This is a genomic window from Actinomadura sp. NPDC048021 (assembly GCF_040653135.1).
Lineage (GTDB): Bacteria > Actinomycetota > Actinomycetes > Streptosporangiales > Streptosporangiaceae > Spirillospora > Spirillospora verrucosospora.
The window spans coordinates 41,267-53,558 of the sequence record NZ_JBEZJQ010000036.1; the positions used below are offsets into that span (position 1 = coordinate 41,267).

Sequence of the window (12,292 nt, forward strand, 5' to 3'; positions counted from 1 at the left end):
GGTCGGTCTTGCTCTCGTCGGCGCTGCTCTTCGCCGTGGCGCTCTTCGCGGCGGGGCTCACTCGCGTTCCCCCATCAACTGGTCGGCCCCCTGCGCGAGCAGCCGGTCCGCGAGATCGCGTCCGAGCTGCTCCGCGGCGTCCGGGTGGCCGCTTGCGGACAGCCGCACCTGCCTGCTGCCGTCGTACGCCGCGACGGTCGCCGTCAGATGCAGCCTTTCATCTACTTCGGCAGCGTATGTTCCCACGGGCGCGGAGCAGCCCGCCTCCAGCACGGCCAGCACCGTCCGCTCGGCCGTGACGGCGCGCCGGGTCGCGGGGTCGTCGATCGTCCCGAGCAGGGCGCGCAGGTCGTCGCGGTCGGCGCGGCACTCCAGCGCCAGCGACCCCTGCCCCGGGGCGGGCAGCATCTGGTCGGGGTCGAAGACCTCGCTCACGGCGTCCAGCCGGCCGATCCTCTTCAGGCCCGCGTGCGCGAGCACCACGGCGTCCAGCTCGCCGTCGGCGACCTTGCGCAGCCGGGTGTCGGCGTTGCCGCGGATGGGGACGATCTCCAGGTCCGGCCGGAGCGCCCGCAGCTGCGCGACGCGGCGCGGCGAGCCCGTGCCGATCCGCGCGCCGCGCGGCAGGTCGGCGAGCTTCGCGGGGCCGCACAGTGCGTCGCGGGCGTCGTCGCGGGCCGGGGTGGCCGCGAGGGCGATCCCGGGCGTCTCCGACGTCGGCAGGTCCTTCAGCGAGTGCACCGCGAAGTCCACCTCGCCCGACAGCACCTTGTCGCGAAGCGCGTTGACGAACACGCCCGTCCCGCCGATCTGGGCGAGCAGGGCTTTGGAGACATCACCCTGCGTCGTTACCCCGACAAGCTCCACAGCATGCCCCGTGAGCCGCGACAACGCGTCGGCGACGCCCTGCGACTGGGTCGTCGCCATCAGGCTCTTGCGGGTGCCCAGCCGGAGCGGGCTCCTGCTCCCGGTACTCACGCTTCGTCTCCTTCGTGCGCCGGGACGGCGTCGCGGGCGCTGACCGCCCGCACGCTCGCGGCCTGCGCGTTCACCGTCTCGACGTTCACACCGTCCGCGGGCGGCCCGGCCATCGCCTCGGCCACGGTGTCGGGCATCGCCTCGGGCAGGGCGCCGGGCATCGCCTCGGACAGGGAGTCCTGTCCCGGCGCGGACGCGGGGCTGACGCAGTCGGCCTCCGCGCAGTCCGGATTCGGGTCCCAGGCCGTCGCGCCCTCGCGGACGTCGCCCTCTCCCATGTCGGCGCGGGCCACCGCCTCGGGGGCCTTCGGGTCCAGGTCGAACAGCTCGCGCAGCGCGTCGGCGTAGGAGTCGCCGCCCGGCGCCGCCGCCAGCTCCTTGACCTTGACGGTCGGCGCGTGCAGCAGCTTGTCCACGACGCGCCGCACGGTCTGCTCGATTTCTTTGCGGGCCCGGACGTCCATCTCCGGCACCCGCCCGCTCAGCCGGTTCAGCTCGGCCTCCACCACCCCGGCCGCCTTGCTGCGCAGAGCGACGACGGTGGGCGCGACGGCGGCGGCTCGGGCGGCGCTGAGGAACGCCTCGACCTCCGTGCACACGATCCGCCGCACGGCCTCGACCGCCTCCGGGCCCACGGCCTGCGCGGCCTCCTGCGCGGTCCGCAGGTCGTCGAGCCCGGCCAGCTCGACGTCCGGCAGGTTCCGCACGGCGCGCTCCACGTCGTGCGGGAGCGCCAGGTCGAGGAGGAAGCGGCGCCGTCCGTCCGTCCCGACCCCCTGGGCCGCGAGCTGCTCGGCGGTGATCACCAGGCCGGCGGCGCCGGTGCACGACACCACGAGGTCGGCCTCGCCGAGGGCCGCGTCCAGTTCCGCCAGCCCGATCCCGCGGGACGGGACGTCCAGCGACCCGGCGAGGCGCTCCGCGCGCGCGGGGGTCCGGTTGGCGATGGTGATCTCCCGCGCCCCGGCGCGGCTCAGCGTCGCGGCGGCCAGCGAGCTCATCGAGCCGGCGCCGACCACCAGCGCGCGGACGTCGCGGAGGGGGCCGAGGTGCCGGGCGGCGACGTCCAGGCCCACGCTGACCAGCGACGCGCCGGCCTTGTCGATCCCCGTCTCGTGGTGGGCGCGCTTGCCGACCCGCAGCGCCTGCTGCAGGACGTCGTGCAGGTCGCGCCCGAGCGTGCCCTCGTCCTGGGCCAGCCGGAACGCCTGCCGGATCTGCCCGAGGATCTGCCCCTCGCCGACGACCATCGACTCCAGCCCGCACGCCACCGCGAACGCGTGCTGGACGGCACGCTCCTCGTAGTGGACGTACAGGTGCCGCGACAGGTCGTCCATCGGGACGCCGGAGTGCAGGGCCAGCAGCTCCGAGATCGCCGAGACGCCGCCGTGGAACTTGCCGACGACCGCGTAGATCTCGACCCGGTTGCAGGTCGAGACGATCGCGGTCTCGGCGACGTTCGGGGAGGCGTGCACGGCGTGCAACAACTTGACGAGATCGTCACCGGCGACCGCGGCCCGCTCCAGCACCGCCACGGGCGCGCTTCGGTGGCTGAGGCCTACGACCAGAATGCTCATTCGCCGTCTCCAGCATCTTCCGAGTCTCCGCCCACCCGCGCCGTGCGAGCTCCTGCTGAGAAGGGGCCGTCCGCGGCCCCTCGGTCCGCTCCACTTCCGGCCGTCGGTCGAACGGGGGCGATCCTCCACGCCCCCGGGTTTGCCCACCTCATGCTTCCACCGTTTCCACGTAGTGCGCAGCACCGGCCGGCGTCTCGCCGGCCGCCAGCGGGGCGAAGCCGTCGGGGCCGCCCGCCTTGCGCTGCTCGTGGAACGCGAGGATCTGCAGCTCGATGGACAGATCGACCTTGCGCACGTCCACCCCGTCGGGCACCGACAGCACCACCGGGGCGAAGTTCAGAACGCTCGTCACGCCGGCGGCGACCACGCGGTCGCACACCCCCTGCGCCGCGCCGGCCGGGGTCGCGATCACGGCGATGGACACCCCGTGCCCGGCGATCATGTCCTCCAGCCGGTCGGTGTGCTCCACCGTCATGCCGGAGATCTCCTGCCCGACGATGGACTCGTCGGCGTCGAGCAGGCCCGCCACGCGGAAGCCGCGGGACGCGAAACCGCCGTAGCCGGCCAGGGCCCGGCCGAGGTTGCCGACGCCGATGATGGCGACGACCCAGTCCTGGGTGAGGCCGAGCTCGCGGGAGATCTGGTAGACGAGGTACTCCACCTCGTAGCCGACGCCGCGGGTCCCGTAGGAGCCGAGGTGGGACAGGTCCTTGCGGAGCTTGGCCGAGTTGACGCCGGCCGCGGCGGCGAGCTCCTCGGAGGAAACGGTCGCGACGCCGCGCTCCTGGAGCCCGGTGAGGGCGCGCAGGTAGACCGGGAGCCGCGCCACGGTGGCTTCGGGGATTCCGCGGCCCGCGCGGTCGCGGTGCCGGTTCTGTCGAGGTGTCACGGCCTGCTCTTCGGCTCGACGGTGTGTCCCCCAGGTTAAGCCCTTGTGAATACGCGCACAAAGTGGGCCCCCGGTTCCGCGGACCGCGAGCGTTCGGGGCGACGTCCCGGAAACGACGTCAATCAGGGGCTTTTCAGCATACGGGCGAAGTGCCAGGAAGCGGCCGGGTGTGACCGACCAGACATGCCCGGGCACGTGCCCGGACGGCGGCGCGGGAACGGCCCGGCGCGGGCGGCTAGCGAAGGCCCGCGATCGCCGCGCGCAGGCGGGCCTCGTCGACGCGCCAGAAGTCGTGCTGGACGCCGTTGATCAGCGTGACGGGGATCTGCTCCCAGTACTGCTCGGTGTCCTGCTCGGAGAGCGTGATGTCGCGCTCCTCCCACGGCACGTCCAGGTCGCGGCCGACCCGCTCGATCACCGCGCGGGCCTCCTCGCAGAGGTGGCAGCCGGGCTTGCCGAGCAGCGTGATCATGATGTCGCGCGCCACGTCACCTCCCGGGGAACTCCGGCGCCGGGAGCGGCACCTTGGCGGGGCCGAGCTTCAGCTCGATCACGTTCGTGGCGATCACGTGGGTGCGCGACTCGCCCAGGAAGCGCTGCAGGTGCGGCTGGCGGCGGTGCGCGGCGAACGCGGCCTGGTCCCGGAACAGCTGGTAGAAGATCCGCTGCGTGGGGCCGCCGACCACCTCGTGGCAGGCGAAGACCAGCGTCTCGGGCTCGGCCGCCAGCGCGGCCTTCACCAGGTCGGCGGCGAGCCGGTCGAAGGCCTCCTCGCGGCCGTCCAGCAGCGTGTAGACGGTGATCTGGCCGCACGCGTTCGCCAGGTCGCCGCCGAGGGCGCCGGGCTTGGCGAGACCGGCTAGCGGGGACCGGTCGAGCGGGCCGCCGAGCGGGCCGTCGATCGACGTGGCGCCCGCCGGGTCGCCGCCCGCCGGGAAGGCGGGCGGCGCTGGGATGCTGGTGTTCTCGGGGTAGCGCAGCTCCTCCGAAGCCGGCTCCGGGAAGCGCAGCTCGCCGCGCCGGGATTCGGGGGACGGGGTCGGCGCCGGGACGGGCTCGGCCTTGGCGCCCTGCGCGTAGCCCTGCTCCTCGTAGCCCGTCGCGGGCTCGTCCCCGTACTCGTCGTAGCCCTCGGCGTCCTCGTCGTAGACGGGGATCGTGCGCATCGAGCCGTACCAGACGAGGCCGGCGGCCGCGCCGAGCGCGATCACCGCGAGCGGGGCGGGCAGGAAGCCGCGGGTGCCGCTGACCACCAGGACGCCCGCGAGCGCGACCAGCGCCACCGGGATGAGCAGCTCGGCGGCCTCCTGGTCGCGCTTGCTGGCCAGCCAGGCGGTCACGCCGGTGCACCCCGCGAGCGCCAGCACGGCGACGACGTGCGCGCCGTCGACCAGCAGCAGCGGCAGCGCGTCGTAGGTGGCGCTCGGCTTCGGCAGGCTCTTGCCGAGCGTGCCCTTCAGCGGGTCCAGGATCAGGATCACGATCGCGACGACCGTGTAGGAGATCGTGAAGAGCCAGGCGCCGAACCGGACCTGCACGTACCGCGCGATCAGCTCGATCATGCCGAGCGCGAGCCACACCGGCCCGACCAGCGCGGCGCCGAGTTCCATGACGCGGAAGAAGGCGCCGTTGAACCCCATCATGAAGCCGAGGCTCATGGACAGCAGCGCGAGCGTGAGCCCGACCTGCGTGAACGACCAGGCGATCAGGTAGAGCAGCCGGTCCTTGTAGGCGCGCTGAACCAGCAACCCGGTGGCCGCCAGGGCACCAAGGGTCGCCAGCAACGCGAGAAGAGCATCGACCATCGCGCACCCATGGTGCCCGATCCGGGGGGTTGACGGGTAACCGCGGCCAAGGAACGCACCATTGCCTCGCGTACCTTTCGGTCTCTAGAGTGGCACTTCACGCCGGAGGTCGCGTAAGCCCCGAGGAGAACTGCATGAGCAGCTTGACCCTCGATGCCGGGGTCATCCCACTTCCTCGCCATTCTCGGAGCCCTCTCGCGCGTCCGGCCGACCGGGCCGGGGACCGCACCGCCGACCGCGCCGCCGACCAGGCCTCCGAGCGGGCCGAGATGCTCAAGGCGCTGGTCCTGCGGGCGCGGGACGGCGACGCTGAGGCGTTCGGCTCCCTCTACGACCACTACGTCGAGCTCGTCTACCGGTACGTCTACTACCGGGTCGGCACGCACCAGCTCACCGAGGACCTCACCAGCGAGACGTTCCTGCGCGCCCTCCGCCGCATGTGCGACTTCCACTGGCAGGGCAAGGACTTCGGGGCCTGGCTGGTGACGATCGCCCGCAACCTGGTCGCCGACCACTTCAAGTCCGGCCGCTACCGGCTGGAGGTCTGCACCGCCGAGCTGGTCGAGCCGGACCGCCCGCAGGAGGGCCCGGAGCGGGCCGTCCTGGACGCGATGACCAACCGGACCCTGCTGCGGGCCGTCCAGCGGCTGAACTCCGAGCAGCAGGAGTGCGTGGTGCTGCGCTTCCTGCACGGCCTGTCGGTCGCCGAGACCGCGTTGATCATGGGCAAGAAGCCGGGTGCGATCAAGGCGCTGCAGTACCGCGCGGTCCGCTCGCTGGCTCGTATGCTCCCGGACGACCTGCGCGGATGACCGTGTCGCCCCGCCCCCCTGCGGGACCGCGCGGCCCTCAGATAGTTTATTAATGAACTTTCGGGCCGTAACCCGGCCCACCTACCGATCGTTCAAGCGGGCAGGAGCGCGCTCGCGCCACGAGTCCGCAAGGGAGCGGCCAGTGAGAACCCGGTGTTGACGAGGCGAGAGAAGATCACGGAGCAGGGGAACGCGCTGGCCCGGCTGCGGGAGAGCACCGCGGGACCGGACCCGCTTTTCCGCGCCGTGCTGCGCGAGCGGCTGATGGCGGCCGCGAGCGACAGGAGTGAGGACTGTCGCAATCACGGCCGCGGGGAGGGCCGCGGAGAGGCGGTTGACTAGGCTTCGCCTCATGCGGCGATTCTGGCAGTCCGGATTCTGGGGACGCGGCAAGGACGAGGACCACAAGAGCGCGGGGCAGGTGGCCGCCGCCGCGGCGGCCGAGCCCGCCCCCCTCCCCGCCCCCGACCCCGCCGCGGCGGCGTTCTTCGACGTCGACAACACGATGATGCGCGGCGCGTCGATCTACTACTTCGCGCGCGGACTCGCCGCCCGCAAGCTGTTCACCATGCGCGACCTCGCCATGTTCGCCTGGGGGCAGGCCGCGTTCCGGCTGCGCGGCAGCGAGAACTCCGAGCACATCGGCAGCGCCAAGGAGGCCGCGCTCGCGTTCGTCGCCGGGCAGAAGGTCAGCGCGATCGTCAGGCTGAGCGAGGAGATCTACGACGAGGTGATGGCCGACCGCATCTGGCACGGCACCCGCACCCTCGCCCTCCAGCACCTCGACTCCGGGCAGCAGGTGTGGCTGGTCACCGCCACGCCCGTCGAGGTCGCCCGGACGATCGCGCACCGGCTCGGCCTCACCGGCGCGCTCGGCACGGTCGCCGAGACCCGCGAGGGCCTCTACACCGGCCGGCTCGTCGGGAACCTGCTGCACGGGCCCGCCAAGGCGGAGGCCGTGCGGGCCCTGGCGCAGCGGGAGGGGCTCGACCTCGCGCGCTGCTCGGCCTACAGCGACTCGATCAACGACCTGCCGTTGCTGACCGCCGTCGGCCACCCGCACGCCGTGAACCCGGACGCCGAGCTGCGCGCCCACGCCCGCGACCACGGCTGGCCGATCCACGACTTCCGCACGGGCCGCAAGGTCACGATGGTCGCGCTGCCCGCCGCCGCGGGCGCCGGGGCCCTCGCGGGCGGCGTCGCGGCCGGCATCGCGCTGCGCCGCCACTACCGGACGAACTGACCGCCGCCGCTTCCCGGCATCGACCGGCGAACGCGACCTAACGCGTTTGTCCCCCACGTCCTACCCTGTCCCCGTGATCGTGGAGCTGAGGGTCCTGTCCGGGGTCGCCTGCCGGGGGCGGGACGTCACAAGCCCGCGCCTGCGCGGCCTGCTCGCGCTCCTCGCGGGCGAGCCGCGGGCGGGCGTGTCCGTCGCCCGGCTGGTGGAGGGGCTGTGGCCCGAGGAGCGTCCGGAGAATCCGGCCAAGGCGCTCCAGGTCGTCGTGTCCCGGGCGAGGTCGCAGCTGGGCGCGGACGTCGTCGTGAGCACGCCGACCGGGTACCGCATCGGCCTGGACGAGTCCGCGGTCGACGCCTCCGCGGTGGTGCTCGCGGCCTCCGCGAGCGCGCGCCGCTCCCGCGACGGCGACCACGCCGGCGCGCTCTCGCACGCCGAGGCGGGACTGGCGCTCTGGGACGCCCCACCCGAACCGGACGACGCGGACGATCCGGTCTCCGTCCTGCGCGCGGCCCGGATCCCGACCTACTGGGCGCTGACGCGAGCCCGCGCCCTGGCCCTCGCGCGGCTCGGCCGGCACGCGGAGGGTTTCGAGGCGCTCACCCGCGCCGTCCGGGAGTATCCGCGCGACGAGGAGCTGTTCGCGGAGCTGCTGCGGTGCGAGGCCGCGACGGCCGGGCCGTCGGCGGCGCTGGCGCGGTACGAGTCCTACCGGCGGTCGCTGCGCGACGACCTCGGCACCGATCCGGGTGGCGCGCTCCAGCGCGTCCAGCGGGAGCTGCTCCAGGACGAGGCGCCCCCCGTCCGGCGCGGCGTGGCGCACGAGCCGAACCCGCTGCTCGGCCGGGCCGGGGACCTCGCCGCCGTGCTCGACCTCGTGCGCGCGTCCCGCGTCACCTCGATCGTCGGGGCGGGCGGGCTGGGCAAGACGCGGCTGGCGAACGCCGTCGCGCGCGAGGCGCCGCAGCGGGCGGTGCACTACGTCCCCCTCGCCGGCGTCGCGCGGGACAAGGACGTGGCGGGCGAGGTCGCGTCCGTCCTCGGGGTCGGCGAGTCGCCGAGGGCCCACGGACGCGTCGGCGGGCCCGCCGACCTCGTCCCGGCGATCGCGGAGGTGCTCGGGCCCGGCTCGGTCCTGCTCGTGCTGGACAACTGCGAGCACGTCGTCGCGGGCGCCGCCGAACTCGCCGGCGCGCTGGTGTCGATGACGCGGGACCTGCGGATCCTCACCACGAGCCGCGCGCCGCTCGGGCTGTCGTCGGAGTCGGTGTACCCGCTGCCCGCGCTGGACCCGGCGACGTCGGCCGAGCTGTTCCGCCGGCGGGCGCACGCGGCGCGTCCCGGCGCCGCGCTGCCCTCCGGCGCGGTGGAGGAGCTCTGCCGTCGCCTGGACGGGCTGCCGCTCGCGATCGAGCTGGCGGCGGCGCGCGTCCGCGTCATGTCCGTGCCCGAGATCGCCCGCGGCCTGGACGACCGGTTCGCCCTGCTGCGCGGCAACGCGCGCGACGCGCCGTCCCGGCACCGGACCATGCGCGCGGTCGTCGACTGGAGCTGGAACCTCCTCTCCCCGCACGGCCGGGCGGCCATGCGGGCGCTGTCGGTCTTCCCCGGGGGCTTCACCGCGGACGCGGCCCGCCACGTCCTGGACGGCGGCGACGCGCTGGAGGTCCTGGAGGACCTCGTCGACCAGTCCCTCCTGGAACCCGTCGAGGGCGGCCCCGGGACGCGCTTCCGGATGCTGGAGAGCGTCCGCGAGTTCAGCGCGGCCCACCGGGAGGCCGAGGGGGAGACCGGCCGCACGGTGGGCGGCCTGCTCGCCTGGGCGCGGGAGTTCGGCGCGGCGCACCACGACGCGCTGTTCGGCACCGACCCGTTCGCGCCCGTCGAACGCGTGCGGGTCGAGCAGGACAACCTCCAGCAGGCGCTCCGCCACGGCCTCGACCGCCGGGACGGCCCGGCCGTCGCGGCGGTGACCGCCGTCCTCGGCGGGCTGTGGACCCTGGAGGCGGCCTACACCCGGCTGGCCGCCATGGCGGCGGAGACCGCCGGGCTCCTGAGCCGCCTGCGCCCCGGCCCCGGGGACGTCGAGGTCACGCGGACGGCGCTGACGCTCAACGTGCTAGCGACGGGCCTGGTCCAGGGGCCGCAGGCGACCCGCACGCTCGTCGCGCTGCGCCGCCTCCCGCCCGCGCCGCCGGAAGGCCTCGTCCCCGCGATGGCGACCGTGCTGGCCGCCCTGCCGGAGATCCTCGCGCCCGGCGGCTCCGTCCTGGAGGAGCTGTGCGGCCGGGACGAGCCGCTCGTCGCCGCCATCGCGAACTGCGCCGCCGGATACATCCGCGAACGGGACGGGGACGTGGCGGGCGCGCTCGCGGCGACCGAGGCGATGATCGGGGTCGGCTGCTCGCCGGACATCCCCTGGTGCCGGCTGCTCGCCCACTCGCGGCTCAGCGAACTGCTGATGCAGCTCGACCAGGCCGACCGGGCCCTGCACCATCTGCGGATATCGATGGAGCTGCTGGAGCGGTACCGGTGGCCCGACATGTTCGGGCTGATGTGGGCGCTCGCCTCGGCCCACGTCGCGCTGGGCGAGTACGACGAGGCCGAGCGGTGGCTCGACCAGTCGCTGGTCCACGGGCCGGACGAGTCCTTCGGCACGGCCTCCTTCAACCTGGGAGCGCGCGCGGAGATCGCCCTCGGCCGCGGCGACGCCGACACCGGTCTGCGCCTCTGGCGGGAGGCGGTGGAGCGGCTCGCCGCCGAGGACGGCCCGATGGCGCCGACCGGACTCGACCCGTGGACGCTGGAGGCCCACTGCGTCACCGTCGTCGCGCACGCCCGGCACGGGCGCGTCGACCTGGTCGAGGACATCGTCGCCGGGCTCCCCGCCAAGCTGGCGGCGCTGGCCGACGGCCCGCCGTTCCCGATGCCCGCCTTCTACATGGACCTGCCGGTCACCGGCGGTCTGCTGCTCGCGCTCGCCATGGTCGACCTGGCCCGTCCCGGCGCCGCGCCGGACGTCCGCAGGCGGGCGGCGCGGGCGATCGCGCTGGCGCGGCGCCTCCACCACGTCCGGTCGTTCCAGCCGACGATGTCCTCGGCGGCGGCCGGCCGCGCCGCCGAGGACGCCGACGGGCCGGCGTACTCCGACGCGGTGTCGGAGTTCGCCGGCCTGGGCCGTGCGGAGCTGCTGGCCGCCGCCCGCGAGCTCGCGCGCGGGTTCTCGCGGGACCGGCGGGGCTAGCGGGGCGCCTTCCGGTCGAACAGCACCTTGGAGCAGGCGTAGCCGACGACGGCGAGGCCGGCGCACCACGCGACGGACACCGCCGCGTCCTGCCCGCTCGGGGTGCCGGTCAGCAGCCCCCGCAGCGTCTCGATCATCGGGGTGAACGGCTGGTACTCCGCGAACCACCGGACCCCGGCCGGCATCGACTCCGGCGGGACGATCGTGCTGCCGACGAACGGCAGGAACTGGATGATCAGCGGCGTGTTGCTCGCGCCCTCCGGGTTCTTGGCCAGCAGCCCGAGCATGACCGCGACCCAGGTCAGCGCGAACGTGAGCAGCACCAGCAGGCCGGCGGCCGCGAGCCAGTCCACCGCGCCGCCGCTCGTCCGGAATCCCATCGCGACCGCGGCGGCGACCACGGCGGCCGTGCTCAGCAGCGTCTGGATCATGCTGCCCGCGACATGCCCGGTGAGCAGCGACGACCGCGAGATCGGCATCGTCCGGAACCGGTCGACGATGCCCTCGGTCATGTCCACGCAGACCGACACCGACGTCGCCATGCAGCCGGACGCGACGGCCATCAGGATGATCCCCGGGGCGACGTACTGGATGTAGTCGCCCTTGGCCGCGCCGCCGACGCCCTCCCCGAGCGCGTTGCCGAACACGCCGACGAACAGCAGCATGATCATGATCGGCATCATCATCCCGCCGATCGTCAGCGACGGGTAGCGCAGCGCGTGCCGCAGGTTGCGGCGCAGCATCGTCGCGGAGTCGGCCGCCGCGTGCGTGAGCGTGGTCATCGCGAGGTCACCTTCTCGTGGTCCGTGCCCGTGAGGGCGAGGAAGACGTCGTCGAGGTCGGGGGTGTGCACGGACAGTTCGGCGACCTCGACCGAGGCGGCCTCCAGCCGTCCGAGCAGCGTCCGCAGGGAGGCGACGCCGCCGTCCCCGGGCACCTGGAGGGCGAGCGAGTCGTCGTCCCGCGTCACCGAGCCGAGCGTCCGCGCCGCCGCGTCGAGCGCCGCCAGGTCGGCGAACCGCAGCCGGACGTGCCCGCCCGGGACGAGCCGCTTCAGCTCCTCCGAGGTCCCCTCGGCGACGAGCCGTCCGCCGTCCAGGACCGCGATCCGGTCCGCGAGGTGGTCGGCCTCCTCCAGGTACTGCGTGGTCAGGAAGATCGTCACGCCGCTCCTGACCAGGCCGCGGATGAGCTCCCACATGGTCCGGCGGCTGCGCGGGTCGAGCCCGGTCGTCGGCTCGTCCAGGAAGATGATCTGCGGGGCGCCGATCAGCGTCATCGCGATGTCGAGCCGCCGCCGCATCCCGCCCGAGTACGTGCCGGCCTTCCTGCCGGCCGCCTCCACCAGGTCGAACCGCTCCAGCATCTCGTCGGCGGCCCTCCGCCCGGCGGCCTTGCCGAGCCGGTGCAGGTCCGCCATGAGGATCAGGTTCTCCCGCCCCGTCAGCAGCCCGTCCACGGCCGAGTACTGCCCGGTCACGCCGATCGCCCGGCGCACCCCGTCGGGGTCCGTCCGCAGGTCCCGTCCCGCGACGCTGGCCTCGCCGCCGTCCGCGCGGAGCAGCGTGGACAGGATGCGCACCGCCGTCGTCTTCCCGGCCCCGTTCGGCCCGAGCAGCGAGTAGACCGTCCCGCGCGGCACCTCGAAGTCGATCCCGTCGAGGACGGTCGTGTCCCCGAACGCCTTGCGCAGCCCGGTCACCTGGATGGCCGTCTGCCGTGCCTCGATGTTCATGCCCCGAAGCGT

10 protein-coding genes are annotated in these 12,292 nt (G+C 74.1%); 3 read left to right on the top strand and 7 right to left on the bottom strand.

The annotated features are described in order from the left end of the window. Nucleotides 1–57: 57 nt before the first annotated feature. The 5 genes from hemC to AB0C87_RS38780 form a co-directional block, all read right to left on the bottom strand. A complete protein-coding gene (gene hemC, locus AB0C87_RS38760) occupies nucleotides 58–978 on the bottom strand; it encodes a hydroxymethylbilane synthase (protein ID WP_345185798.1) in 921 nt (306 codons plus the stop codon). Next, the gene (locus tag AB0C87_RS38765) at nucleotides 975–2,555 is read right to left on the bottom strand and encodes a glutamyl-tRNA reductase (protein WP_360581683.1); all 1,581 of its coding nucleotides are present in this window, start codon (nucleotides 2,553–2,555) and stop codon (nucleotides 975–977) included. Before AB0C87_RS38765 ends, hemC begins: the two co-directional genes overlap by 4 nt. A 148-nt stretch (nucleotides 2,556–2,703) precedes the next feature. Further along, nucleotides 2,704–3,444: a redox-sensing transcriptional repressor Rex gene (locus AB0C87_RS38770; RefSeq protein WP_345185792.1), complete on the bottom strand. Its 741-nt coding sequence runs from the start codon at nucleotides 3,442–3,444 to the stop codon at nucleotides 2,704–2,706. A 235-nt stretch (nucleotides 3,445–3,679) separates the two neighbouring features. After that, nucleotides 3,680–3,916: a glutaredoxin family protein gene (locus AB0C87_RS38775; RefSeq protein WP_360581697.1), complete on the bottom strand. Its 237-nt coding sequence runs from the start codon at nucleotides 3,914–3,916 to the stop codon at nucleotides 3,680–3,682. A gap of 16 nt (nucleotides 3,917–3,932) precedes the next feature. Next, on the bottom strand, nucleotides 3,933–5,249 hold the full coding sequence (locus AB0C87_RS38780; protein ID WP_353834318.1) for an antibiotic biosynthesis monooxygenase: 1,317 nt from the start codon (nucleotides 5,247–5,249) through the stop codon (nucleotides 3,933–3,935). Nucleotides 5,250–5,383: 134 nt separating this feature from the next. On the opposite strand from AB0C87_RS38780, the gene AB0C87_RS38785 reads away from it, so the two are divergent. The 3 genes from AB0C87_RS38785 (at nucleotide 5,384) to AB0C87_RS38795 (ending at nucleotide 10,545) form a co-directional block, all read left to right on the top strand. After that, a complete protein-coding gene (locus AB0C87_RS38785) occupies nucleotides 5,384–6,061 on the top strand; it encodes a sigma-70 family RNA polymerase sigma factor (protein WP_345185787.1) in 678 nt (225 codons plus the stop codon). A gap of 352 nt (nucleotides 6,062–6,413) precedes the next feature. Next, a complete protein-coding gene (locus tag AB0C87_RS38790; protein WP_345185784.1) occupies nucleotides 6,414–7,304 on the top strand; it encodes an HAD-IB family hydrolase in 891 nt (296 codons plus the stop codon). Nucleotides 7,305–7,377: 73 nt separating this feature from the next. Then, nucleotides 7,378–10,545, top strand: coding sequence for a BTAD domain-containing putative transcriptional regulator (locus tag AB0C87_RS38795; protein ID WP_345185778.1), 3,168 nt, complete (start codon nucleotides 7,378–7,380; stop codon nucleotides 10,543–10,545). Here AB0C87_RS38795 and AB0C87_RS38800 read toward each other — a convergent pair. After that, nucleotides 10,542–11,327, bottom strand: a complete 786-nt coding sequence (locus tag AB0C87_RS38800) for an ABC transporter permease (protein WP_345185773.1) — start codon at nucleotides 11,325–11,327, stop codon at nucleotides 10,542–10,544. The genes AB0C87_RS38795 and AB0C87_RS38800 overlap by 4 nt on opposite strands. Continuing rightward, a complete protein-coding gene (locus AB0C87_RS38805) occupies nucleotides 11,324–12,280 on the bottom strand; it encodes an ATP-binding cassette domain-containing protein (protein ID WP_345185771.1) in 957 nt (318 codons plus the stop codon). Before AB0C87_RS38805 ends, AB0C87_RS38800 begins: the two co-directional genes overlap by 4 nt. Between the last annotated feature and the right edge of the window lie 12 nt (nucleotides 12,281–12,292).

Excerpts from the sequence above, each read along its gene's own strand:
- AB0C87_RS38765 (WP_360581683.1), bottom strand. The coding sequence starts at position 2,555 with ATGAGCATTCTGGTCGTAGGCCTCAGCCACCGAAGCGCGCCCGTGGCG.
- AB0C87_RS38775 (WP_360581697.1), bottom strand. The coding sequence starts at position 3,916 with ATGATCACGCTGCTCGGCAAGCCCGGCTGCCACCTCTGCGAGGAGGCC.
- AB0C87_RS38780 (WP_353834318.1), bottom strand. The coding sequence starts at position 5,249 with ATGGTCGATGCTCTTCTCGCGTTGCTGGCGACCCTTGGTGCCCTGGCG.
- AB0C87_RS38785 (WP_345185787.1), top strand. The coding sequence starts at position 5,384 with ATGAGCAGCTTGACCCTCGATGCCGGGGTCATCCCACTTCCTCGCCAT.
- AB0C87_RS38790 (WP_345185784.1), top strand. The coding sequence starts at position 6,414 with ATGCGGCGATTCTGGCAGTCCGGATTCTGGGGACGCGGCAAGGACGAG.
- AB0C87_RS38800 (WP_345185773.1), bottom strand. The coding sequence starts at position 11,327 with ATGACCACGCTCACGCACGCGGCGGCCGACTCCGCGACGATGCTGCGC.
- AB0C87_RS38805 (WP_345185771.1), bottom strand. The coding sequence starts at position 12,280 with ATGAACATCGAGGCACGGCAGACGGCCATCCAGGTGACCGGGCTGCGC.